Genomic DNA, 23,201 nt, shown 5'->3' on the forward strand with positions numbered 1-23,201 from the left:
CCATGGCTGCCGACTTCAAGGCCCTGAAGCAGGACCTGACGCGCCGCATGGACGGCGCGATGGAGACGCTGAAGAAGGAATTCGCCGGCCTGCGGACCGGCCGGGCGAGCCCCGCGCTGCTCGAGCCGATCCGCGTCGAGGCCTATGGCTCGATGACGCCGCTCAACCAGGTGGCGAACATCTCGATCGCCGGTCCGGGCCTGCTGTCCGTGCAGGTCTGGGACAAGGCGCTGACCAAGCATGTGGAAAGCGCGATCCGCGAGGCGAATCTCGGCCTCAACCCCCAGGGCGAGGGCCAGGTCATCCGCGTGCCCCTGCCGCCGCTGACGCAGGAACGGCGCAACGAGCTCGCCAAGGCCGCCGCCCGCTATGCCGAGCAGACCCGCGTCGCGGTGCGCGGCGTCCGCCGCGACGGCATGGAGCAGGTCAAGGGCTGGGTGAAGAAGCACGAATTCAGCGAGGACGAGGCGAAGCGCTCCGAGGAGGAGATCCAGAAGCTCACGGACCAGTACGTGAAGCAGGTGGACGCAGTGCTCGCGGACAAGGAAAAGGATATCCGCACGGTCTGAGCCCGTGCGGGCGACGGAGGCTGGCTTGCGCAAGCGCGCGGACGGAATGCGGCAGGCGAGGGGTCGGACGGCGTGAGCGCCGTGTCCGGGCCCGCCCGCCTGCCGGCCGAACCGACGGCCGGCCCCACCCATGTCGCGATCATCATGGACGGCAACCGGCGCTGGGCGCAGGCCCGCGGGTTGCCGGTCGCCCTCGGCCACAAGGCGGGGGCCGAGGCGGTGCGCCGCACCGTCGAGGCGGCCGCCGAGCAGGGCGTCACCTGGCTGACCGTGTTCGCCTTCTCCTCCGAGAACTGGCGCCGGCCGCTGGAGGAAGTCTCCGCCCTGACCGGGCTGCTGCGGCTCTACCTCCGGTCCGAGGTCGCGAACCTGGTCAAGGAAGGCGCGCGGCTGCGCATCATCGGCGACTATGACCGCTTCGGCCCCGAGATGGCGCGCGCCATCCGCTCGGCCGAGGAGGCGACGGCCGGGGGGACGCGCATCAACCTCAACGTCGCGCTGTCCTATGGCGCGCGGGACGAGATCCTGACCGCGACCCGCTCCGTCGCGCGCGCCATCGCGGAAGGCCGCCTCGCCCCGGAGGCGCTGGACGAGGCCACCTTCGGCGGTTTCCTGCAGACCGCGGGCATGCCGGATCCGGACCTGATCATCCGCACCTCGGGCGAGCAGCGCCTGTCCAACTTCCTGCTCTGGCAGGCGGCCTATGCCGAGTTCGTCTTCCAGGACGTGCTCTGGCCCGACTACGGCGCCGAGCACCTGGCGGCGGCGCTGGCCGATTTCCGGCGCCGCGAGCGCCGCTACGGGGCACGCCCCTGAGCCAGGCCACCGCATCGGGCGGCACGCCCAAGCGCTGGCGCGACCTGCGCAAGCGCTTCCTCTCGGCCCTGGTGCTGGGGCCGACGGCGCTCGCCTGCATCTGGCTGGGCGCCGAGCCCTGGACCTTCCTGATCGCGGTCGCGGTCGCCGTGCTTGCCTGGGAATGGGTGCATCTGTGCGGACTGCGCACCCGGGTGCTGCCGGGCATGGCGGTGCCGGTCGCGGTCTTCGCCGCCGGTCTGCTGGCGGTGGAGGAGCATGTTCGCGCCTCCCTGGTCGCGCTGCTGGTCGGCTGGGCGCTGACCTGGTGGACGGCGGCGCGGATGCGCGGGCCGGACCGGCCGGGCCAGCCGGCGGGGTGGCTGGCGGCCGGGGTGCTCTACATCGGCATCGCCGGCATTTCGCTGATCGAACTCCGCCACGACAACTATGCCGGGCGGGCCAACGTGCTGTTCCTGTTCCTGGTGGTCTGGGCGTCCGACATCGGGGCCTACATGGCCGGCCGCGCCTTCGGCGGGCCGAAGCTCGCGGCCGCGGTGTCGCCCAACAAGACCTGGTCCGGCGCGCTGGGTGGTCTCGCCACGGCGGTGCTGGTGGGCGTCGCCGCCGCGGCCATGTTGGCACCCGGGGGGGCTTCCCGCGCGGCGGCCGTCGCGGCCATGCTGGGCGTCATGGCGCAGGCGGGCGACCTGCTGGAAAGCTGGATCAAGCGTCGCTTCGACGTGAAGGACACCTCGAGCCTCATTCCGGGCCATGGCGGCCTGCTCGACCGGCTTGACGGGGTAATCGCGGCCGCACCCGTCGCGGCGCTGCTGGCCTTCGCGCTCGGCCAGGGCCAGCCGCTCTGGCGATGACGCGCTCGGTCACCATCCTCGGCTCCACCGGCTCGGTGGGGCGCAGCACGGTCGCGCTGCTCGAGGACGCGCCCGAGGGCGCCTTCCGGGTCGAGGCCCTGGTCGCCAACCGCGATGCGGTGGGCCTCGCCACCCAGGCGCGGCGGCTCGGCGCGCGGCTCGCGGTCGTCGCGGACCCTGGCTATTTCGGGGCTCTGCGCGACGCCCTCGCCGGCTCGGGCATCGAGGTTGCGGCGGGGCCGGAGGCCGTGGTCGCGGCCGCCGCCCGGCCGGCCGACTGGACCATGGCCGCGATCGTCGGCGCGGCCGGCCTGCCTGCGACGCTCGCCGCCCTCGGCCGCGGCGGGGTGGTCGCGATCGCGAACAAGGAATCCCTGGTCTGCGCGGGGGAGATCGTCCTCGCCACCGCGAAGGCGGCGGGCGCGACGCTGCTGCCGGTCGATTCCGAGCACAACGCGATCTTCCAGGCGCTGGAGGCCCGCGGCGGCGGGGCAGATCCCTTCGCCACCGTCGAGAAGATCGTGCTGACCGCCTCGGGCGGGCCGTTCCGGACCATGGCGCTGGCCGAGATGGCCGCCGTGACGCCCGAAGCTGCGGTGAAGCACCCCGTCTGGTCGATGGGCGCCAAGATCTCGATCGATTCCGCCACCATGATGAACAAGGGGCTGGAACTGATCGAGGCGGTGCGCCTGTTCCCGGTGCCCGAGCCCCGGGTCGAGGTGCTGGTCCATCCGCAGTCGACGGTCCATGGCCTGGTGCAGTACGCGGACGGATCCGTGATGGCGCAGCTCGGCTCGCCGGACATGCGCACGCCGATCGCCCATGCCCTGGCCTGGCCGGCCCGGATGGCGGCCGCGGTGCCGCGGCTCGACCTGGTCGCCCTCGGGCGGCTCGAGTTCTTCGCCCCCGACCCGGTCCGCTTCCCCGCGCTGCGCCTGGCGCGCGAGGCCTTGCGGGCGGGGGGCGGGGCAACCACCATATTGAATGCGGCGAACGAGACCGCGGTCGGGATGTTCCTCGACCGGCGGCTCGGCTTCCTCGATATCGCTGCGGTCGTCGAGGAGGCGCTGAGCCGCCTTGGCGCGCCCGAGGCGGCCGACCTCGACGCGATCCTCTCGCTCGACGGCGCGGCGCGGATGGAGGCGGCGAGGATCGCCGCGGAACGGGCGGCGGCCTGACGGGCCGCGCGCCAGACGGATTGGAACGAATGGACTTCCTGCCCGACCCCCTGCGCACCGTGCTCGCCTTCGTGGTCGTGCTGGGTGTCCTGATCTTCGTCCACGAGCTCGGCCACTACCTCGCGGCCCGCTGGCGCGGCGTGCATGTGGAACGCTTTTCGATCGGCTTCGGCCGGGCGATCGCCTCCTGGCAGGACCGTCGCGGCTGCGAATGGCGGATCGGCTGGATCCCCCTCGGCGGTTACGTGAAGATGCACGGAATGGAACATCCCTCGGACGCGGTGCCCGAGGAAGGCTCCTACCGGAAGGGCGAGAGCTTCCACGAAAAGCCCGTCGGGGACCGCGCCATCGTCGTCGCGGCCGGCCCGATCTTCAATTTCCTGCTCGCCGCCGTGATCTTCGCCGGGATCTTCATGACCTACGGCCAGCCCTCGGGCTCGACGGCCGTGCAGGCGGTGGTCGCGGGATCGGCCGCGGAGCGCGCGGGCATCGTGCCGGGCGACCGGATCGTCGCCCTCGACGGCCAGCGCGTCGCGCGCTTCGAGCAGTTGCAGCAGCACGTCCAGCCGCGCGCCGGCCAGCCGATCGAGATCCTGATCCGCCGCGGCGAGACCGAGATGAAGGTCGTCGCGACCCCGATCGCGCGGCCAGAGGATGGGCGCGGCCTGCTCGGCATCTCGGGCGGGGCGGTCGAGCGCACCCGGCTCGATCCGGTCTCGGCCGTGATCGAGGGCACCTGGCACATGGTGCAGGTGTCCGGCCAGACCCTGGTCGGGGTCTGGCAGATGATCAGCGGCCAGCGCGGCGCCGAGGAAATCGGCGGGCCGCTGCGGATCGCCCAGCTGTCCGGCGAGGTGGCCGATCTCGGCCTGCTGCCGCTGCTGACCTTCATTGCCCTGCTGTCCGTCAACCTGGCGTTGATCAACCTGTTCCCGATCCCGATCCTGGACGGCGGGCACCTGGTTTTCTACGCGGCCGAGGCGCTGCGCGGGCGGCCGCTGACCCAGCGGGCGCAGGAATACGCCTTCCGGGGCGGCTTCGCCCTTCTGCTGACCCTGATGCTGCTCGCGACCTGGAACGACCTGACGCATCTGGGCATCGTCCGCTGGGTGGCGGGCCTGATCGGCTGACCCGGGCGGCCTTCCGCACCGGCGGAAGGCAGCCAGGGGTGGCAGGGGGGTGGCACCTCGGTTAGTGTGCGGCCCCCTCGACCGCCCCAAGATCAGGTGTCGATTCGTTGTCCAGGCTGCGCATCCTCCTTCTCGTCGTCGCCGCGCTCGCGCTGGCACTCCCCTCCTCCGCGCAGGCGCCCGGGCGCATTGCCGCGATCGAGATCCAGGGGAACCAGCGCATCGAGGCGGACACCATCCGCTCCTACATGCTCGTGCAGCCCGGCGAGCCGGCCGACGCCGACCGGCTGGACCGCAGCCTGCGCGCGCTGTTCGCGACCGGCCTGTTCCGCGACGTCGAGATCCGTCCCGAGGGCACCCGCGTCATCGTGCGCGTGGTCGAGAACCCGATCGTGAACCGCATCGGATTCGAGGGGAACCGGCGCATCACCTCGGACACGCTGCGCGGCGAGGTGCAGCTGCGCCCGCGGTCGGTCTTCACGCCCGCCGCTGCGCAGGCGGACCGCCAGCGCATCCTCGAGATCTATGCCCGCCGCGGCCGCTTCGGCGCCTCGGTGGAGCCGAAGATCATCGAGCTCGACCAGAACCGCGTCGACGTGGTCTTCGAGATCACCGAGGGCGAGGTCGCGCTCGTCTCGCGCATCAGCTTCATCGGCAACGAGAACTACTCCGACAGCCGCCTGAAGGAGATCATCGCGACGCGCGAGCAGGCCTGGTACCGGCTGCTCTCGACCTCGGACACCTACGATCCCGACCGCCTCGCCTTCGACCGCGAGCTGCTGCGCCGCTTCTACCTGCGCCAGGGCTATGCCGACGTCGAGATCACTGGCGCGACGGCCGAACTGGCCCCCGACCGCAGCGGCTTCTTCCTGACCTACACGATCAGCGAAGGCCCGCGGTACCGCGTCGGCAGCATCGAGTTCCCGAGCACCATCCGCGGCCTCGACACCACCGGCCTGATCAACGAGATCCCGATCTCGGTGGGCGACTGGTACGACGGCGACGCCGTCGAGCGGTCGGACAACCTGCTGACCGACCTGCTCGCCTCGCGCGGCTTCCCCTTCGTCGCGGTCGAGCCGCGCGTCACCCGCGACCGCGATGCCCGCCGCGTCGACCTGAAGTTCGAGATCAACGAAGGCCCGCGCGCCTACGTCGAGCGCATCGAGATCACCGGCAACACCCGCACGCAGGACCGCGTCATCCGCCGCGAGTTCCGCCTCGCGGAAGGGGACCCGCTGGTGGCGCAGCAGGTGCGCCGCTCGCGCGACCGCATCCGCAGCCTCGGCTACTTCTCGGACGTGCAGATCAACACCGCGCCAGGCTCGGCGCCGGACCGCGTGATCCTGAACACGCAGGTGGCGGAACGCTCGACCGGCGAATTCACCCTCGGCGGCGGCTACTCGACGGATGCCGGCTTCCTCGTCGACGTCGGCCTGCGCGAGCGCAACCTGCTTGGCACCGGCATCGACAGCCGCGCCAACGTGACGCTCGCGCAGCGGCGCAGCCAGGTCGACATCTCGGTGACCGACCCGCAGTTCCTCGACCGCAACCTCGCGGCCGGCGCCGACGTCTTCCTGATCCAGCGCAACCTGACAGACACCTCGGGCTACCGGGAAAAGCGGGCCGGCTTCGCGCTGCGCATGGGCTACGAGATCAACGAGCACCTACGCCAGTCCTGGTCCTACTCGCTGGTCGATCGCGACATCTACGACGTGGCGGCCAACGTCTCCCGCTTCATCGCCGAGCAGGAAGGCCGGACGCTGCTGAGCCAGGTCTCGACCACCATCACCTACGACCGTCGCGACAGCCGCATCGAGCCGCGCAGCGGCTACGTGGTGCGCCTGGGCGGCGACCTCGCGGGCCTGGGCGGCGACGTGTCCTATGTGCGCGGCCGCGCCGACGGCCAGTACTACATTCCCTTCGAGCGGCTGCTGGGCGATCCCGAGTTCGTACTGGTGCTGGCGGCCGGCGGCGGCGTGCTCGCCCCCTACGGCGACAGCCAGACCCGCATCGTCGACCGCTTCTTCCTCGGCGGCGAGAACCTGCGCGGCTTCGCCCTCGGCGGCGCCAGCCCGCGCGACGTCTCGACCAACGACAGCCTTGGCGGCGAGATGCTCTGGACCAGCTCGGCGGAGTTCCGCTTCCCGCTGCCGGTGCCCGCCGAACTCGGCTTCGTGGGCCGCGCCTTCGTCGATGCCGGCGGCAACTGGCGCCTGCCGTCCTCGGTGAACGTCTCGGGCTGCCCCACGACCTTCCCGAACTGCCTTCGCGACGATTCCACGCCGCGCGTGGGCGTCGGCGTGGGCCTGTCCTGGCGCAGCCCGATCGGCCTCATCAACATCGACCTCGCCCAGGCCGTCGTGAAGCAGGACTACGACCAGACGCAGGTCTTCCGCATCGGCTTCGGCACCCGTTTCTGAACCAGGATAATGCCTGACATGTCCCGACTTCTCTCCTATGCCCTGGCGGGCGCCATGCTCGCCCTGCCTGCCGCCGCGCAGCAGCAGCAGTGGTTCGTCCCCGGCCAGGGCCAGCAACAGGGGCAGCAGCAACAGCAGCAGCGTCCGCCGCAGGGCCAGCAGCAGCGCCCGCCGCAGGCCCAGGCGCAGCGCCCGGCGCCGACGCCCCCGCCGCTGCCCCCCGGGCAGTCGCCGCCCGCGCCGGTCATCGCCATCGTGGATGTGCCCGAGATCCAGCGCGTCTCCACCGCCTTCACCCAGGTGCGCGAGGCGATCGAGCAGCGCCGCGCCCGGCTGAACGACGACCTGCAGCGCGAGCAGCAGCGCTGGCGCGACGAGCAGCAGCGCCTCGCGAACGAGCGCGCCGGGCTGACGCCGGAGCAGCTGCGCACGCGCGAGCGCGACCTGCAGGACCGCATCACCGACAGCCAGCGCGTGCTGCGCGACCGCGCCCGCGACGTCGAGCAGCTCGCCCAGACCTCGCTGCGCGAGATCGAGCAGGCGCTTGGCATCGTCATCCGCCAGGTGGCGACCAGCCGCAACGTCAACATCGTGCTGCCGCGCCCGCTCGTGATCTTCAACGAGCCGCAGTTCGACCTGACGGAAGAGGTCGCCGCGCAGCTGAACCGCATGCTGCCCAGCGTCACCCTTCCGCCCGAGGCCGGGGCCGAGCAGCCCGCGCGCCCCGCGCAGCAGCAGCCCCAGCAGCGCCAGCAGCAGGGCCAGCAGCAGCGCCGGAACTGAGGCCGTGGGGGCCGATCCGCGCTTCTTCCCGGCGCAGGGGCCCTTCAGCCTCGGCGCGATCGCCGAGGCGGCCGGGGCCCGGCTCGCCGCCGATGCGGCGCGGATCGTCACCGGCGTCGCGCCGCTCGGCCATGCCGGGCCGGACGACGTGGCCTATGCCGAGGGGCGGCGGAACCTTCCCGCCCTGCGCGCGACGCGGGCCGGGGCGGTGCTCCTCGCCCCGGGTTCGGAAGGCGAACTGCCCGAGGGCTGCGTCGCCCTGGTCTGCGACCAGCCGCAGCTCGCCTTCGCGCGCGTCGCCGCCCTGTTCCATCCCCGTCCGGCGCCGGTGCCGGGGATCCATCCGACGGCGGTGATCGCGACTGACGCCAGCATTGGCGCGGGTTGCGAGGTCGGCCCTGGCGCCGTGATCGGCGCGGGCGCCGAGATCGGCCCGGGTTGCATCATCGGCCCGCACGCCGTGGTCGGGCCGGGCTGCGTGCTCGGCGCCGGGTCGGTGCTGCGCGCCCATGCGTCCATGCTTCATTGCCTGGCCGGCGCGGCGGTGGTGCTGAACGAAGGCGCGCGGGTCGGCAACGAGGGCTTCGGCTTCGTCACCACCAAGGCCGGGCAGCACGTGACCGTTCCGCAGGTCGGCCGCGTCATCCTGGGCGACGGGGTGGAGATCGGGGCCAATTCCTGCGTCGACCGCGGGGCCGGCGGCGACACCGTGCTGGGCCCCGGGACGCGGCTCGACAACCTCGTGCAGGTCGGCCACAACGTCCGCACCGGGCGGGGTTGCGTGATCGTCGCGCAGGTGGGCATTGCCGGGTCGGTCGAACTCGGTGACTTCGTGGTGATCGCCGGGCAGGCGGGTATCGCGGGCCATCTCACCCTGGGCGATGGCGTGCGCGTCGGCGCGCAGGCGGGCGTCGCCTCCAGCGTGCCGGCCGGCACCGACGTGGTGGGCAGCCCGGCCTGGCCCGCCAAGGAATTCATGCGGGCGATCATGTGGCTGCGCCGCCAGGCGGCGCCGAAGGGAAACGGAAAGTCGGGCGGGACGCCATGAACGACGAACACACGACGCCGGCCGAGGTCGGCACCCTGCAGATCGCGCAGATCATGCACGCGATCCCGCACCGCTACCCGTTCCTGCTGGTGGACCGCGTCGTCGAGCTGGTGAAGAACGACAGCTGCATCGGCATCAAGAACGTCACGATCAACGAGAACTTCTTCCAGGGCCACTTCCCGACCATGCCGGTGATGCCCGGCGTGCTGATCATCGAGTGCATGGCCCAGACCGCCGCGGTGCTGGTGGTCGAGACGCTGGGCCCCGACTGGGCCGGCAAGCTGGTCTACTTCATGACCGTCGACCAGGCGAAGTTCCGCAAGCCGGTGGTGCCCGGCGACCAGATGCGGGTGCACGTGAAGAAGGAACGCCAGCGCGGGAACATCTGGAAGTTCAACGCCGAGGCGAAGGTGGACGGCAAGGTCGTGGCCGAGGCCACCTATGCCGCGATGATCCTGGACAAGTGAGCATGGCCGAAATCCATCCCACCGCGGCGGTCGCCCCCGGCGCCGTCATCGGTGCGGGCTGCCGCGTCGGCCCCGGCTGCGTCATCGGCCCCGATGTCGTGCTCGAGGACGATGTAGAGCTGATCGCCCATGTCGTGGTCGACGGGCATACGCGCCTCGGCAAGGGCGTGCGGGTCTTCCCGTTTGCCACCATCGGCATGGCGCCGCAGGACCTGAAGTACAAGAACGAACCGACGCGCTGCGAGGTCGGCGCCGGGACGCTGGTGCGCGAGGGCGCGACGATCCATCGCGCCAGCGTCGGCGGCGGCGGCGTCACGGTCGTCGGTGCCGGCTGCATGCTGATGGCGACCGCCCATGTCGCGCATGACTGCGTGCTGGGCGACGGCGTCATCCTCGCGAACAACGTGATGCTCGGCGGGCATGTGCATGTCGGCGCGGGCGCCTTCATCGGTGGCGGCGCCGCGGTGCACCAGACGGTGCGCGTCGGGCGGCTCGCGATGGTCAGCGGCCTCGCCGGCGTGACCAACGACATCCCGCCCTTCGGCTACGTCTTCGGCCTGCCGGCGCGCCTCGTCGGGTTCAACAAGATCGGGCTGCTGCGCCGCGGCGCGTCGCGCGACCAGCTGCGCACGCTGCGGTCGGTGCACAACCTGCTGTTCAAGGATGTCGGCGAGTTCGCCGCGAAGCTCGCCGAGGTCGAGACGCGCTTCGGCGCCGATCCGCTGGTGCAGGAACTCATCGTCTTCGTGCGCGACCCCTCGCGCCGCCGCCAGCTCGTGCGCCCCGGCCGCATGGCCGCGCCGGAACTGGGCGGCACGGATGAGGAGAACGGGGAGGGGTCGTGAGCCCCCCCGAGGGTCCGCTCGGCATCATCGCGGGCGGCGGCGGGCTGCCTGTCCGCGTGGCGGAGGCGGTCGCGGCCTCCGGGCGGCCGGTCGCGGTCGCGGTGCTCGACGGCCATGGCGATCCCGAGGCCTTCGCAGCATTTCCGTCGCAGGCCTTCCGCTGGGGCCTCGCGGCCCAGATGCTCGCCTGGCTGAAGGGCCATGGGGTGCGGCAGGTGGTGCTGGCGGGGACCGTCTCGCGGCCGTCGCTGCTCTCGCTGCGGCCGGATGCGGCGGGGATGAAGCTGCTCGCGCGCATCGGCAAGGCCGCCTTCACGGGCGACGATTCCATCCTGCGCGCGGTGATGAAGGTCCTCGCCGAGGACGGGTTCGAGGTGGTCGGCGCCCAGCAGGTGCTCGCCGGGCTCCTGCCGTCGGCCGCGCTGCTGGCCGGGCCGGCGCCGGACGACCTCGCGCGCGCGGACATCCAGCGCGGCCTCGCGGTCTGCCGGGCGCTCGGCGCCGCGGATGTCGGGCAGGGCTGCGTGGTCCAGCAGGGGCTGGTCCTGGCCGTCGAGGCCATCGAGGGCACGGACGCCATGCTCGACCGCTGCGGCGCGCTGCGGCGCGACGGCCCCGGCGGCGTGCTGGTGAAGTGCGTGAAGCCCGGCCAGTCGCGCTTGGCCGACCTGCCAACCATCGGGCCGCGGACCGTGGAAGGTGCCGTCGCCGCCGGGCTCCGCGGCTTGGCCTTCGAGGCCGACGGCACCATCCTCCTGGATCGCGAGACCACCATCGCCCGGGCGGCGGCAGCGGGGCTGTTCCTGCTCGCCTTCGATCCGGGGGAATTCACGGAAGGAACGACAGCATGAGCCAGGGCCGCTTCCTGCACACGATGATCCGCGTGGGCAACCTCGACCGCAGCATCAAGTTCTACACCGAGCTGCTCGGCATGAAGGAACTCCGTCGCCGCGACGTGCCCGACGGCAAGTACACCCTTGCCTTCCTCGGCTACGGCGAGGGCAACGCCGAGGGCCAGGGCGAGATCGAGCTCACCTACAACTACGGCGTCGAGAAGTACGAGCAGGGCAACGCCTTCGGGCACCTCGCGGTCGGCGTGCCGGACGTGGCGGCGGCCTGCGAAGCCGTGCGCGCCGGCGGCGGCAAGGTGACGCGCGAGGCCGGGCCGGTGAAGTTCGGCACGACCATCATCGCCTTCGTCGAGGATCCGGACGGCTACAAGATCGAGCTGATCCAGCGCATGTCCTGACGCGGGGCGGGGGTGGACCCGCTCTCGCTGCTCCGCGGCCTCCTCGACACCACCGAGGATGCCGCGCGCGCCCTGGTCGGCCGCGAGCGCATCCGTCTCGCGGTCACCGGCCTGTCGCGCGCGGGCAAGACGGTCTTCCTCACCTCGCTCATCGCGAACCTGATTGCCGCGGGGCGCGGCGCGCGGACGCTGCCGGCGCTGTCCGACGCGACCGGCGGGCGGATCCGCCGCGTCTTCGTCGTCCCCGCCGGCACCGAGACCGTGCCGCGCTTCGACCCCGAGGCGCATCTCGGCGCGCTCGCCGCCGATCCGCCGCGTTGGCCGGAACGCACCGAGGACTTCTCCACCCTCTCCATCGCGATAGATGTCGAGCGCCGCACCTCCCTCGGCGGCCTGCTGCCGGAGCGGCGGCTGACGCTCGACCTCATCGACTATCCGGGCGAATGGCTTCTCGACCTGCCGATGCTGCGGCAGGACTACGCCACCTGGTCGGGCGAGACGCTGGCGCGCTTCCGGCGCGGCGTGCGCGCGGCGGCGGCGGCCGAGTTCCTCGCCTTCCTCGATGCCTTGCCGGCCGACGCGCCGGCCGAGGATGCGCTCGCGAAGCGCGGCTACACCCTCTACCGCGATGCGCTGCGCGCCTGCCGCGACGCGCATGGCCTGCGCTTCCTCCAGCCCGGACGCTTCCTCAACCCCGGTCCGCGCGGGGAGGCGCCGCTGCTGTGGTTCTTCCCGCTGCCCGAGGGCGCGCGGGGCGGCCTCGCCGACCTCTGCGCGCGGCGCTACGCCGCCTATCTCGACGACCAGCGCAGCACCTTCCTCGATCCGTATTTCTCGCGCTTCCATCGCCAGGTGGTGCTGGTCGACGTGCTCGGCGCGCTGCATGCGGGGGAGGAAGCCTTCCGCGACACCGGCGATGCGCTTGCCGCCGTCGCGTCGATCATCTCCGGGGCCAACTGGCTCGAACGGCTGCTCGGCGCGGCGCCGACGCGCGTCGCCTTCGCCGCGACCAAGGCCGACCACGTGCCGACGCGCGCGCGGGATGCGCTGGCCGCGCTGGTCGAGCACATCGCCTTCGGCGCGCGCGGCCGCGCGGCGCAGTCGGGGGCCGCGGTGTCCTGCCACGCGGTGGCCGCCGTCCGCTGCACCGAGGACGCGGTCGCCCGGCTCGAAGGCCAGGCCGTCGCGGCCGTGCGGGGGGTGCTTTTGCAGGACGGCCGCGGCGCCACCATCTATCCGGGCGAGGTGCCGATGAAACCGCCCGAACCCGATTTCTGGGATGCCGGCCTGTTCACCATGCCGGAGTTCCGCCCGCCCCGCCTCGACCCGGCGGGGACCTCCGGCATGCCGCATCTCGGCCTCGATGCGCTGCTGGCTTGGCTGATCGGGGATTTGCTGTGAGCGGCCGCCCGACCCCGCGCGTCATCCTCGACGAGGGAACGGCCCCGGCGCCGCGCCTCGATTTCGGCTGGGAGGTGCAGGTGGCGCCCCCGGTGCCGCCGGCGCGCGGCTGGTCGACGATGGCCCTGATCGGCCTCGGGGCGGCGGTGCTGGTCCTGGGTTTCTCGCTGCTCGAAGCCGGGAACTTCGTCGCGGCGCAATTCGCGCAGGCGGCGTGGCTCGGCTGGTTGACCCTGGCCGTTGCGACGGCCGGGTTCGGCCTGGTCTTCGTGGCGATCGGGCGGGAATTACGGGGCTACCTCGCGCTCGGCACCGTCGATCGCGCCCGGGCCGCCGTGGCGCGCGGCGATCCCGCGGCCCTGCGCTCAGCGCTTGCTGCGTGGCAGGCCGGCCTGCCGGAAGGCCGCGCGAAGCCCGGGGATCTCGGCAACATGCCGATCAACGCGGCCTGCGCGCTGGTCGAGGCCAAGACGCTCGCCCCCATCGCGCAGGACGCGGCCGCACTGGGCCGCGCCGCGGCGGTGCAGGCCTTCGCGGTGACGGCGGTCAGCCCCTCGCCGGCGCTCGATGCGCTGGTCTTCGGCTGGCGCGGCATCCGCCTGGTGCGGCAGGTCGCGGCGCTGCACGGCTTCCGGCCCGGGATCGCGGGCACCGTCTCCCTGTTGCGGCGCGTCGCCGTCGATGCGGCGACGGTCGCGGCGACCGATGTCGCGGTGGATGCGGCGGTGCGCGGGCTGCTCAGCTCCAGGCTGGCGGAGCATGTCGCAGGGGAGGCCGCGGCGGGGGCCGTCGCCGCGCGGCGGATGATGCTGCTCGCGCGCGCGGCGGATGAAGCCTGCCGCGTTCTTCCACGCTGAACATCGGGGAGGGCTTTGCCCTCCCCGGACCCCACCCACCAAAGGCCGAAAGGCCTTTGGAAACCGGGACGAAGGACGTACGGCGCCTTCGGCGTCAGCCCTCCAGGCGCACGTTTGCGGCCCGCGCTACCTCGCGGAAGGTCGCGATCTCGGTGCGGATGAAGGTGGCGTATTCCTCGGGCGTCATCGGGTCCGGGACCGCGCCCATCTGAAGGATGCGATCGGCGATCGCCGGCTCGCGCAGGATGGCGACGACATCGGCGTTGATGCGACGGATGATCTCGGCCGGCGTGCCCGTCGGCGCCACCAGCCCCGACCAGCCGGCCGCCTGGTAGCCCGGCACCAGCGTCTCGGCGATGGTCGGCACCTGCGGCAGCTGCGGAACGCGCCGCGCGCTGCACAAGGCGATCGGCTTCACGCGGCCGTCGCGGATATGCGGCAGCGCCGACGCGACGGAATCCGTCATCAGCTTCACATTGCCCGCGATGACGTCGGCGATCGCCGGCCCGCTGCCGCGGTAATGCACGATGTTGAAGCGGATATTGGCGCGCAGCATCAGCAACTCCGCCGCCATGTGCTGGCTCGTCGCCGGCCCGGCCGAGGCCATGTCCAGCGCCCCCGGCTGCGCCCGCGCCGCGGCGGCGAGTTCCGGCATGGTGTTCCACGGCACCGAGGGATGCGCGATGACGAGCAGCGGCACCATCGCGACATTGGTGATGGCGGCGAAGTCCTTCTCGGCATCGTAGGGCACGCGCGGCAGAACCGACGGATTGACGCCGAGCGTGCCCGACGTCCCCGCCGTCAGCGTGTAGCCATCGGCCGGGGCGCGGGCGCCGGCCTCGAGCGCCGGGGCGCCGGCACCGCCCGCGCGGTTCTCCACCACGACGCGCTGCGGCCACCGCTTGGACAACTCGTCCGCCACGAGGCGGGTGATGATGTCGGATGCCTGGCCCGGCGGGAACGGCACGATGATGCGCACGGGCCGGTTCGGCCAGTCGGACTGCGCGTGGGTCACGACGGGCAGCAGGGGCAGGCTGGCGGCGCCGAGCAGCGCCCGGCGGCGGATGGTGTGGGACATGCGGGTTTCCTCCGGAACGGGCCGGAGACTAACCCCGGGCGATCGCATCCTCCAACCGCGCCTGTTCGCGGCGCAGGCCGTCGCGGCGTTCGGCGGCGGCGCGACGGTCGCGCAGCGCGTCCAGCACCTTCTCTTGCGTCCGTGCGGCGGCGAGCGCCCTGCGCTCGGCCTCCAGCGCCGCGCCGGCGCGCACCATAGCGGCCGCCTGCCGTTGCCGCGCGGCGAGCATGCGGGCGAGGAAGTCGCCATAGGTCCGCGGCGCTTCCTCCGGGCGTTCGGCCTGAAGGTCGCGCTCGATGGCCGCGGCGGCGTCCTGCTGCGCGGCCAGCTGCGCCTGTGCCTCGGCAAGGCGCAGCCGGGCGGTGTCCGTGTCGATCTGGCGCAGCCTGGCAAGAAGGGCGAGTGGGTCTCTGGGCACGGGTCGGGTCCTCCGTCCGTGCTTCGCCTGTAGCGGGCGAAAAGTTGCGCCCCGGTGAAGGCGCGACCCTGGCGCGGGGGCGGGACGCGTGGGAGAAGGCCGCAAAGCCGCCCCGAGGAAGCGCCCATGCCCACGCCTGCCAACACCCTCCGCATCGCCGTCCTGCCCGGCGACGGCATCGGCACGGAAGTGACCCAGGCGACGCTCGCGGTGCTCGAGCCGCTGGCGAAGCGGCACAATCTCGGCCTCGACTTCGAGCATCTGCGCGCCGGCGCCTTCTGCTACCGCGACACCGGCACGGCGATGAGCGAGGAGACCTTCGACAAGGCCGCCAAGGCCGACGCCATCCTGCTCGGCGCCATGGGCTGGCCGGAAATACGCACCACAGACGGGACCGAGATCGCCCCGCAGCTCGACCTGCGCTTCCGTCTCAACCTTTATGCCGGCGTGCGGCCCTTCCGCGCGCTGCCGGGCGTGCCGGTCGCCCTCGCCGATCCGCGTGCGCGCGACATCGACCTGGTGATTGTGCGCGAGAGCACCGAAGGCCTGTTCTTCTCCCGCGACCGCGGCACCGTCACGCACGACATGGCCGAGGAGACGCTGCGCATCACGCGTCCGGTGACCGAGAAGCTCGCGCGCTTCTCCTTCCGCCTCGCGCAGCAGCGCGCCACGCGGCGCGGCCGCAAGGGCAACGTGACGCTGGTCGACAAGGCCAACGTCTTCCGCGCCTTCGCCTTCATGCGCGGCATCTTCAACGAGGTCGCGACGGAATACCCCGATGTCGCGCATGGCGCGCACTACGTCGATGCGATGGCGCTCGACCTGGTGCGCAAGCCCTGGGCCTTCGACGTGCTGCCGACCGAGAACATGTTCGGCGACATTCTGTCCGACCTCGGCGCGGGGCTGGTGGGGGGCATGGGCTTCGCACCATCCGCCGACATCGGGGACACCCATGCGGTGTTCCAGCCGGCGCACGGCACGGCGCCGGACATCGCGGGGAAGGGGCTGGCGAACCCGACGGCGACGATCCTGTCCGCGGCGATGATGCTGGACTGGCTGGCCGGGAAGGGCGCGGGCCAGGCCTATGCCGATGCGGCGGCCGAACTCGACGCGGCCGTGGACGGCGCCTTCGCGGAGGGGCTGCGCACCGCCGATATCGGCGGCAGCGACGGCACGGCGGCGGCGGCGCGGGCCGTGGCGGCGCGCATCGGCGGCTGACGACGCGTCACGGCTGCAGCGGAGTGATGTGCGGGCCACGCACCCCATCATCCAGCGCGCGCAGCACCTCGGGGAACAGGGCGAGCAGTTCGGCGGCGACCTCCGTCGCCGGGCGCAGCGCGCCGCGGCCGACCAGCCGCTGCAGCAGCGTCCTGTCCTGCCGGAACCAGGCGCCCGGACCCAGGCCGCGGCCGGGCTTCAGGCGACCGGAGCCAGGCAGCCAGCCGGCGAAGACCTCCTCGGGCGGGAAGATGCGGCCGTCGATCGCGAAGCCCCCGCCAGGGCAGGCGCCGTAGTCGAGGACGAAGCGCGGACGGCCGTATTTCTCCCACTGGATTTCGAGGATCTGCACCTGACCGCCGACGGTCCGTCGGAAGGTCAGCGTGGCGGGCATCCGGCGGCGGTCGGGGCGGAACCCGGCCGCCTCGGCCACTGGAAGGAAGGCGTCGGCGACGGCCCGGCGCAGCTCCGTCGTCCGCCCCATCGCGGGGTCACCGCTTGGCCTGCAGCCAGACTGCGTCGGCGGCCAGTTCCGGCCAGCCGATCGGGCGCATCGCTGCCGGGGCCTCCGGCGCCGCCGCATCCCACCGCCCGGCGGTGATCCGCTGACCCGTGATGCCCTGCGCGGCGTCCGACAGCAGCCAGGCGAGCGGCGGGCCCATCACCGCCGGGCGCAGCATCTGCTCGCGCGGCCAGCTCGCCCCGGCGCCGATGAAGGGCGTATCGGTCGGCCCGCCCGGGATGAGCACGTTCACGGTGATGCCGGTGCCCGCCAGTTCCTCCGCCCAGACCGCCGAGGCCGCCTCCAGCGCCGCCTTGGTCGACCCATAGGGCAGCACGCGCAGCATGGTGCGGAAGGAGGTCGTGTTGTTCACGACCCGTCCCCAGCCGGCGGCGCGCATCATCGGCAGCGCTTCCCGCAGCAGCAGCATCGGCGCGCGGACGTTGATGGCGAAGAAGCGGTCCCAGGTGGCGGCGTCGAGCTCCTGGATGGAGGGCAGCCGCGTCTCGGCATCGGGGCGGAGGCTCGAAACGCCGATGCCGGCGTTGTTCACCACCGCATCGACCCGCCCGAAGCGCGCAGCGGCGGCGGCCACGCCCTCCCGGCAGCCCGCTTCCGTCCCAAGATCGGCGAGGATCGGGTGCAGCGCCGCCCCCGGATGCTCGGCGGCCAGGGCATCGAGCCCCGCCTGGTCGCGGTCCAGCGCCGCGACGGCGTGCCCCGCCGCCAGCGTCGATTCCACCATGGCCTTGCCGATGCCGCCCGCGGCGCCGGTGATCAGGACGATGCGCCCCATGACCCTTGTTCCCTCCGCAATCCACCCCAGCCTGGATCAGGCGCGGCGATTGGGCCAGGGCTGACCCGGCGCGGCCGCGCGGCTATTGTCCGGCGCGAAAGGGAAGAGGCCGATCATGCGCGTACTCATCGCCGGTGGTGGTATCGGGGGGCTGACCCTCGCGCTGTCGCTCCACCAGGCCGGGATCGATTGCGAGGTCTTCGAGCAGGCGCCGGAGATCCGCCCCCTGGGCGTCGGCATCAACGTGCTGCCCCATGCGATGCGGGAACTGACCGAGCTCGGCCTGCAGCAGCGTGTCGCGGCGGCGGGGATCGTCACACAGGAACTCGCCTACGCCAATCGCCTCGGCCAGATGATCTGGTCCGAGCCGCGCGGGCGGCTCGCCGGCTATTCCTGGCCGCAGGTCTCGATCCATCGCGGCTTTCTGCATCTGGAATTGCTCGCGGCGGCGCAGGAGCGGCTGGGCGATGCGCGCATCCATCTCGGCGCGCGGATGGCCGGCTTCGAGCAGGACGAGGCGGGCGTGACGCTGCGCCTCGATGACGGGCGCGCGGTGCGCGGGGATGTGCTGATCGCCGCCGACGGCATCCATTCCGCCGCGCGTGCGCTGTTCTACCCGAACGAGGGCCCGCCGATCTGGAACGGCGCGATCCTGTGGCGCGCGACCAGCATCGCCGATCCCTTCCTGACCGGGGCGACCATGGCGGTGGCGGGCAACCGCAACGACAAGTTTGTCGTCTACCCGATCAAGGACCTGCCCGACGGGCGGAAACTGACCAACTGGATCGCCGAGCGCCGCGTCGACCCGAACCAGGAATGGAAGCGGGAGGACTGGAACCGCCCCGGCCGCATCGAGGATTTCGAGCAGACCTTCGCCGACTGGCGCTTCCCCTGGCTCGATATCCCCGCGCTGATCCGCTCGGCGCAGTCGGTCTACGAATTCCCGATGGTGGACCGCGACCCGCTGCCGCGCTGGACGCATGGGCGGGTGACGCTGCTGGGCGACGCGGCGCATCCGCTCTACCCGATCGGGTCGAACGGGGCGTCGCAGGGCATCCTCGATGCGCGGACGCTGGCGCTGAAGCTCGCGACGGTCGCTGACCCCGTCGCGGCGATGGAGGCCTATGAGGCGATCCGCCGCCCCGCGACCGCCGCGCTCGTCGCCGCGACGCGCGGCGATGGCCCGGACAGCGTGCTCGACATCGCCGAGGCGCGCGCCCCGGAGGGCTTCGCCGACATCGAGGCGGTGATGCCGCACGCCGAGCGCGCCGAGATCGCCGCGCACTACAAGCGCCTCGCGGGCTTCGAGCCCTCGACGCTCAATGCCCGACCGAGCCTCACGCCGCCGCGCAAGGCGGCGTGACGCGGGTCAGGGGATCGGCTCGTAGCCCAGCCCCGGCGCCGTCGGCACCGGGATGACGCCGCCGCGCGGCACCAGCGCCTCGCCATAGGGCGCGCGCGCGAGGTCGGCGAAGTAGATCTCGATCGGCTCGGCTTCGTCGGTCGCGGCGAGGAAATGCAGCGTCGCGAGCAAACCCGGGCCGAAATAGGGGCAGTGCGGCACCAGGCGCACGCCCGTCTCGCGTGCCAGTTCCGCGATCTCGAGCATCGCGGACATGCCGCCGATCTTGGTGATGGAGGGCTGCGCGACATCGACCGCGCGCGTTTCGAACATCCGGCAGAAATCCTCGACCGTGCCGTTGCACTCGCCGGCCGAGATCGGCACCGGGGAGAGGGCGCGGATGCGCGCGATGGCGGGGATGTCCTCGGGCGGCCAGATCGGTTCCTCGACCCAGGCGGGATCGACCGCGGCGACGTCCTCGCAGAACTGCACCGCCTCGGCCTCGGTGTCCCAGGCGCAGTTGATGTCGAGCATCAGCGGCACGCCCGGTGCGGCGTCACGCGCGGCGCGGATGCAGCGCAGGTCGACCTCGTGCAGCTTGATGTGGCGGTAGCCGCGCGACAGCGCTTCGGTCGTGTTGCGCGCGACGTCCTCGGGCACGCCATAGCGCAGCAGGGAGGCATAGGCCGGCACCTCCCGCCGCGCCGCCTGCCCGAGCAGCGCGTGCAGGGGCTTGCCCGCGGCCTTGGCGCGGATGTCCCACAGCGCGATGTCGATCGCCGAGATCCCGAAGGTGACCGGCCCGTTGCGCCCGAAATTGTGGAAGCGGCGCGCGAGCATGCGCGTCAGACCCGCGATGTCGCGCGCATCCTGCCCGATGCAGGCGGGGCCGATCAGGCGATCGACGGCGTCCTTGGTGGTCTCGACCAGGGTGAAGCCGAAGCCTTCGCCCCAGCCATGGAGGCCGGCATCGGTCTCGACCCGCACCAGCAGCGTGTCCATCGCCTTGAGGTGCAGGTTTCCGCCGACGCCGCCGGCGCTGGCGCCATAGGTGAAGTCGGTGCGGTGATGATGCGTGGTGACGCGCGTGATCTTCATGGTCGTTCCCTTCCGCGTGGCGCGGCTTGCCCCGATACTGCCGCCATGCGCCGGCGGGCAGAAGCCGGGGGCAGAGGGAATTCGTCGGCATGAACGACCGCGAGGCCTGGGAAGCGGTGGGCGACTGGTACCACGCCTGGTTCACCGGGATCGTGCTGACGGCCGTGTCGCGTCGCGGCACGCGCGATGCGGCGGAACTGGTGTTCCGCATCTTCCGCCGCCAGCAGCAGGCGACCTTCCTGCCCGGCTTGAAGAAGCTCGGTCTCGATGGGCTGCCGCCGGCGGTGGCGGCGGCGCGCTACCACTACCTCTCGAACTTCATCGGCGGCGTGGGCGTCGAGTATGTCGAGGAGAGCCCGACCAAGGCCTGGATCCGCTACCCGCCGCCACGCTGGATCTGGCCCGGTGCGACCATCTGCGGCATCCCCTCCGAGGTGAACGCCGCGATGCTGCGCGGCTGGCATGCGAACAACGGCGTGATGCTCGGCCGCCTCGGCCTCGGCTTCGTCTGCACCGGGCAGACGGTGGACGGCGATCCGGGGCTCGAGGGCTACTACGTCGAGCACGACCGGGACCTCCCGCCCGAGGAGCGGCTGCGCTTCGCGCGCGGCGAGCGCATGGCGCGCTTCGATCCCGCCACGGCGCCGCGCCTGCCCGCCGCCGACTGGCCGGCCGAACGGATCGCCAAGGCCAAGCGCGGCTATGCGATGGAATACTGCCGCACCGCGCTGCAGGAGGCGGTGGCGCTGTTCGGGCCGATGGAAGGCGGGCATCTGCTCGGCCTCGCGGCGCGGCTGGTGGCGATGCAACTCCATGCCGAGACGGCGCAGCGGCTGGGCGCGACCTCCTTCGCGGAATTCATGGTCGCCATGGCGATCGCCGAGGGCGACGGGGCCGAAGCGGTGCCGCAGCCGGATGGCAGCGTCATCGTCACGCGGGAGGGGTGCGCGCTGTTGCGCGGTATTGCCGATCCGGACGGGATCATGGCGGCTGCCTGGGGTGAGACCCTGGTCGGCGCGCTCGCGGCAGATGACCGTTTCGCGCGGCTCGAGCGCATCAGCCCGACGACGTGGCGCATCGGCGGGGGCTAGGGCGCCCACGCCACGGCCGAACCCGGCTGCGGCGTTTTGAGCGTGGCGCCGCCCAGCCCAAGGACGTTACCGTATCGAAATCGGGAGGCGATGATGCACGACATCCACCAGGTCACGACCGGTGCGCAGCTGGCCGATACCCGGTCCCTGATGCGGGACTTCGTCGCCTGGCACCGGGAACGGCATGTCGAGGACCTCGCACTCATCGACCGGTACTTCGACGCGGCCGAGTTCGAACGCGAACTTGCCGGACTGCCGGGGAAATACGCACCGGATCGAGGAACCCTCCTGATCGCCTATGCCGATGGCCAGCCGGCGGGCTGCGTTGCGATGCGCGACCTCGGAGGCGGCTTCTGCGAGATGAAGCGGATGTTCGTGCCGGGCGCCTTCCGCGGCCGCGGCATCGGCCGCGCGCTGGCGGGCCGGGTGATCGCCGATGCCACCAGCGCCGGCTACCGGGCCATGCGCCTCGACACCAGCCGGCGCCAGGACGAGGCGATGCGCCTTTACGAAAGCCTGGGCTTCCGACGGATCGAACCCTACTACGCGCTGACCGACGACCTGCGGGACTGGCTGGTCTTCTTCGAACGTCCGCTGTGAGCGGCGGCGCCCGGCAGCCCTGCCGGCGGGCGCCGCGCGCGCGTCACTCCCCTGCCGCGGCCAGGATCCGCAGCGTCGCCTCATCCTTGCCCAGCGCCCAGAGCACCGAATTGATCGGCGGGCTGGTCAGGCTGCCGCAGAGCGCGGCGCGGAGCGGCTGCGCCACGTCCTTCAGCTTCACGCCCTTCACCTCGGCATAGTCGCGCAGCCACTGCTCGAGGTCCGCCTTCTCCCACGGCGCCCCGCTCAGGAACTCCGCGATGTCGCGCAGCCGCGCCTTCACCTCCGGGGTCAGCAGCGCGAGTGCCTTCTCGTCGATCGCGGGCAGCCCCTCGGAGGCCGCGAAGGCCGCGGAGCCAGCCAGTTCCTCCAGCGTGCGCGCGCGTTCCTTGAGGTCGGGCATCAGCATCCCGATGCGCTCGGCGCCGTCGGTGCCGAACAGCACGCCGCGCTTCGCCATCAGTTCGAGCACGGCGCGCGTCAGCCGCGCGTCATCCGCCTGCCGGAGGTAGACGCCATTGAGATGCGTCAGCTTCGCGTAGTCCATGCGCGAGGCGGCGCGGCCGACATCCTTGAGGTCGAAGAGCTCGATGGCGCGGTCGCGCGGCACCACCTCCTCGTCGCCATGGCCCCAGCCGAGGCGCATCAAGTAGTTGCACACCGCTTCCGGCAGGTAGCCCTGGTCGCGGAAGTCGAGCACCGACACCGCACCGTGGCGCTTCGACAGCTTCGCCCCGTCCGCGCCGTGGATCAGCGGGATGTGCGCGAAGTGCGGCCGCCGCCAGCCCATCGCGTCATAGACCATGCACTGGCGGAAGGTGTTGGTCAGGTGGTCGTCGCCGCGGATGACATGGGTGATGTCCATGTCGTGGTCGTCGACGACGACGGCATGCAGGTAGGTCGGCGTGCCGTCCGAGCGCAGGATGATCATATCGTCGAGCTCGGTGTTCGCGACGCGGACCTCGCCCTGCACCAGGTCCTTCACCACCGTCTCACCCTCGATCGGCGCCTTGATGCGGATGGCGTAGGGCTTGCCCTCCTGCTCGGGGCCCGGCTCGCGGTCCCGCCAGCGGCGGTCGTAGCGGGGCGGGCGGCCCTCGGCCATCGCCTTCTCCCGCATCTCGGCCAGTTCCTCGGGCGTCGCCCAGCAGCGATAGGCCTTGCCCATGGCGAGCAGGGCCTGGGCGATCTCGGCATGGCGCGCCTCGCGCGCCGCCTGGAAGACCGGGGGTTCGTCCGGCATCAGGCCGAGCCAGGTCAGGCTTTCCATGATCTGGTCGACCGCCGCCTGGGTCGAGCGTTCCTTGTCCGTGTCCTCGATGCGCAGCAGGTAGGTGCCCTTGTGGTGCCGCGCGAAGAGGTAGTTGAACAGCGCGGTGCGGGCGCCGCCGATGTGCAGGTAGCCGGTCGGCGAGGGGGCGAAGCGGGTACGGACGGTCAT

At 72.2% G+C, this 23,201-nt stretch carries 24 protein-coding genes; 18 read left to right on the plus strand and 6 right to left on the minus strand.

Annotated features, from left to right (window positions below; all coding sequences use genetic code 11):
• Positions 1-2: 2 nt before the first annotated feature.
• From frr to GWK15_RS26560, 14 genes are all read left to right on the plus strand, one after another.
• Positions 3-569: a ribosome recycling factor gene (frr, locus tag GWK15_RS09905; RefSeq protein WP_168041122.1), complete on the plus strand. Its 567-nt coding sequence runs from the start codon at positions 3-5 to the stop codon at positions 567-569.
• Positions 570-650: 81 nt separating this feature from the next.
• Positions 651-1,385 (plus strand): polyprenyl diphosphate synthase, encoded by a 735-nt coding sequence (gene uppS, locus GWK15_RS09910; RefSeq protein WP_408891890.1) that lies wholly within the window; start codon positions 651-653, stop codon positions 1,383-1,385.
• A 71-nt stretch (positions 1,386-1,456) separates the two neighbouring features.
• On the plus strand, positions 1,457-2,239 hold the full coding sequence (locus tag GWK15_RS09915; protein WP_408891883.1) for a phosphatidate cytidylyltransferase: 783 nt from the start codon (positions 1,457-1,459) through the stop codon (positions 2,237-2,239).
• Entirely contained in the window at positions 2,236-3,417 is a 1,182-nt protein-coding gene (gene dxr / locus GWK15_RS09920) for a 1-deoxy-D-xylulose-5-phosphate reductoisomerase (protein ID WP_209442107.1), read from the plus strand. Before GWK15_RS09915 ends, dxr begins: the two co-directional genes overlap by 4 nt.
• A 29-nt stretch (positions 3,418-3,446) precedes the next feature.
• Positions 3,447-4,547 carry an RIP metalloprotease RseP gene (rseP, locus tag GWK15_RS09925; RefSeq protein ID WP_209442108.1) on the plus strand — a complete coding sequence of 367 codons (1,101 nt, stop codon included), beginning with the start codon at positions 3,447-3,449 and terminating at the stop codon, positions 4,545-4,547.
• Positions 4,548-4,654: 107 nt separating this feature from the next.
• Positions 4,655-6,967: an outer membrane protein assembly factor BamA gene (gene bamA / locus GWK15_RS09930; RefSeq protein WP_168041123.1), complete on the plus strand. Its 2,313-nt coding sequence runs from the start codon at positions 4,655-4,657 to the stop codon at positions 6,965-6,967.
• Positions 6,968-6,985: 18 nt separating this feature from the next.
• Positions 6,986-7,750 (plus strand): OmpH family outer membrane protein, encoded by a 765-nt coding sequence (locus tag GWK15_RS09935; RefSeq protein ID WP_168041124.1) that lies wholly within the window; start codon positions 6,986-6,988, stop codon positions 7,748-7,750.
• A 4-nt stretch (positions 7,751-7,754) separates the two neighbouring features.
• On the plus strand, positions 7,755-8,798 hold the full coding sequence (gene lpxD, locus GWK15_RS09940) for a UDP-3-O-(3-hydroxymyristoyl)glucosamine N-acyltransferase (protein WP_168041125.1): 1,044 nt from the start codon (positions 7,755-7,757) through the stop codon (positions 8,796-8,798).
• Positions 8,795-9,265, plus strand: coding sequence for a 3-hydroxyacyl-ACP dehydratase FabZ (fabZ, locus tag GWK15_RS09945; RefSeq protein ID WP_168041126.1), 471 nt, complete (start codon positions 8,795-8,797; stop codon positions 9,263-9,265). Before lpxD ends, fabZ begins: the two co-directional genes overlap by 4 nt.
• Before the next feature lie 2 nt (positions 9,266-9,267).
• The gene (gene lpxA, locus GWK15_RS09950; RefSeq protein WP_168041470.1) at positions 9,268-10,110 is read left to right on the plus strand and encodes an acyl-ACP--UDP-N-acetylglucosamine O-acyltransferase; all 843 of its coding nucleotides are present in this window, start codon (positions 9,268-9,270) and stop codon (positions 10,108-10,110) included.
• Positions 10,107-10,961 carry a UDP-2,3-diacylglucosamine diphosphatase LpxI domain-containing protein gene (locus GWK15_RS09955; protein ID WP_168041127.1) on the plus strand — a complete coding sequence of 285 codons (855 nt, stop codon included), beginning with the start codon at positions 10,107-10,109 and terminating at the stop codon, positions 10,959-10,961. The genes lpxA and GWK15_RS09955 overlap by 4 nt, the downstream gene beginning before the upstream one ends.
• On the plus strand, positions 10,958-11,359 hold the full coding sequence (gene gloA, locus GWK15_RS09960) for a lactoylglutathione lyase (protein WP_168041128.1): 402 nt from the start codon (positions 10,958-10,960) through the stop codon (positions 11,357-11,359). The genes GWK15_RS09955 and gloA overlap by 4 nt, the downstream gene beginning before the upstream one ends.
• A 12-nt stretch (positions 11,360-11,371) precedes the next feature.
• The gene (locus tag GWK15_RS09965; RefSeq protein WP_168041129.1) at positions 11,372-12,760 is read left to right on the plus strand and encodes a YcjX family protein; all 1,389 of its coding nucleotides are present in this window, start codon (positions 11,372-11,374) and stop codon (positions 12,758-12,760) included.
• A complete protein-coding gene (locus tag GWK15_RS26560; RefSeq protein ID WP_168041130.1) occupies positions 12,757-13,617 on the plus strand; it encodes a DUF697 domain-containing protein in 861 nt (286 codons plus the stop codon). The genes GWK15_RS09965 and GWK15_RS26560 overlap by 4 nt, the downstream gene beginning before the upstream one ends.
• Positions 13,618-13,711: 94 nt before the next feature.
• On the opposite strand, the gene GWK15_RS09975 is transcribed toward GWK15_RS26560, so the two are convergent.
• Together GWK15_RS09975 and GWK15_RS09980 are read right to left on the minus strand one after the other, a co-directional pair.
• Positions 13,712-14,695 carry a Bug family tripartite tricarboxylate transporter substrate binding protein gene (locus GWK15_RS09975; protein ID WP_168041131.1) on the minus strand — a complete coding sequence of 328 codons (984 nt, stop codon included), beginning with the start codon at positions 14,693-14,695 and terminating at the stop codon, positions 13,712-13,714.
• 28 nt (positions 14,696-14,723) lie between these two features.
• Positions 14,724-15,113: a flagellar FliJ family protein gene (locus GWK15_RS09980; protein WP_168041132.1), complete on the minus strand. Its 390-nt coding sequence runs from the start codon at positions 15,111-15,113 to the stop codon at positions 14,724-14,726.
• A gap of 126 nt (positions 15,114-15,239) precedes the next feature.
• Here GWK15_RS09980 and GWK15_RS09985 point away from each other — a divergent pair, with 126 nt between their 5' ends.
• Positions 15,240-16,331 (plus strand): isocitrate/isopropylmalate dehydrogenase family protein, encoded by a 1,092-nt coding sequence (locus GWK15_RS09985; RefSeq protein ID WP_168041133.1) that lies wholly within the window; start codon positions 15,240-15,242, stop codon positions 16,329-16,331.
• Between the two features lie 7 nt (positions 16,332-16,338).
• Here GWK15_RS09985 and GWK15_RS09990 read toward each other — a convergent pair whose 3' ends face one another.
• Positions 16,339-16,815 carry a hypothetical protein gene (locus GWK15_RS09990; RefSeq protein ID WP_168041134.1) on the minus strand — a complete coding sequence of 159 codons (477 nt, stop codon included), beginning with the start codon at positions 16,813-16,815 and terminating at the stop codon, positions 16,339-16,341.
• A 7-nt stretch (positions 16,816-16,822) separates the two neighbouring features.
• Complete coding sequence (locus GWK15_RS09995; RefSeq protein ID WP_168041135.1) at positions 16,823-17,629, minus strand: SDR family NAD(P)-dependent oxidoreductase; 807 nt, start codon at positions 17,627-17,629, stop codon at positions 16,823-16,825.
• 115 nt (positions 17,630-17,744) lie between these two features.
• On the opposite strand from GWK15_RS09995, the gene GWK15_RS10000 reads away from it, so the two are divergent.
• Entirely contained in the window at positions 17,745-18,992 is a 1,248-nt protein-coding gene (locus tag GWK15_RS10000; RefSeq protein ID WP_168041136.1) for a flavin-dependent oxidoreductase, read from the plus strand.
• A 6-nt stretch (positions 18,993-18,998) separates the two neighbouring features.
• Here GWK15_RS10000 and GWK15_RS10005 read toward each other — a convergent pair whose 3' ends face one another.
• Positions 18,999-20,069, minus strand: coding sequence for a mandelate racemase/muconate lactonizing enzyme family protein (locus tag GWK15_RS10005; protein WP_168041137.1), 1,071 nt, complete (start codon positions 20,067-20,069; stop codon positions 18,999-19,001).
• A gap of 89 nt (positions 20,070-20,158) precedes the next feature.
• Here GWK15_RS10005 and GWK15_RS10010 point away from each other — a divergent pair, with 89 nt between their 5' ends.
• Together GWK15_RS10010 and GWK15_RS10015 are read left to right on the plus strand one after the other, a co-directional pair.
• Positions 20,159-21,160: a hypothetical protein gene (locus GWK15_RS10010; RefSeq protein WP_168041138.1), complete on the plus strand. Its 1,002-nt coding sequence runs from the start codon at positions 20,159-20,161 to the stop codon at positions 21,158-21,160.
• A 90-nt stretch (positions 21,161-21,250) separates the two neighbouring features.
• Positions 21,251-21,760 (plus strand): GNAT family N-acetyltransferase, encoded by a 510-nt coding sequence (locus tag GWK15_RS10015; RefSeq protein WP_168041139.1) that lies wholly within the window; start codon positions 21,251-21,253, stop codon positions 21,758-21,760.
• A 43-nt stretch (positions 21,761-21,803) separates the two neighbouring features.
• Here GWK15_RS10015 and gltX read toward each other — a convergent pair whose 3' ends face one another.
• Positions 21,804-23,201 (minus strand): glutamate--tRNA ligase, encoded by a 1,398-nt coding sequence (gene gltX, locus GWK15_RS10020; protein WP_168041140.1) that lies wholly within the window; start codon positions 23,199-23,201, stop codon positions 21,804-21,806.

This window comes from Neoroseomonas oryzicola, assembly GCF_012163135.1.
Lineage (GTDB): Bacteria > Pseudomonadota > Alphaproteobacteria > Acetobacterales > Acetobacteraceae > Neoroseomonas > Neoroseomonas oryzicola.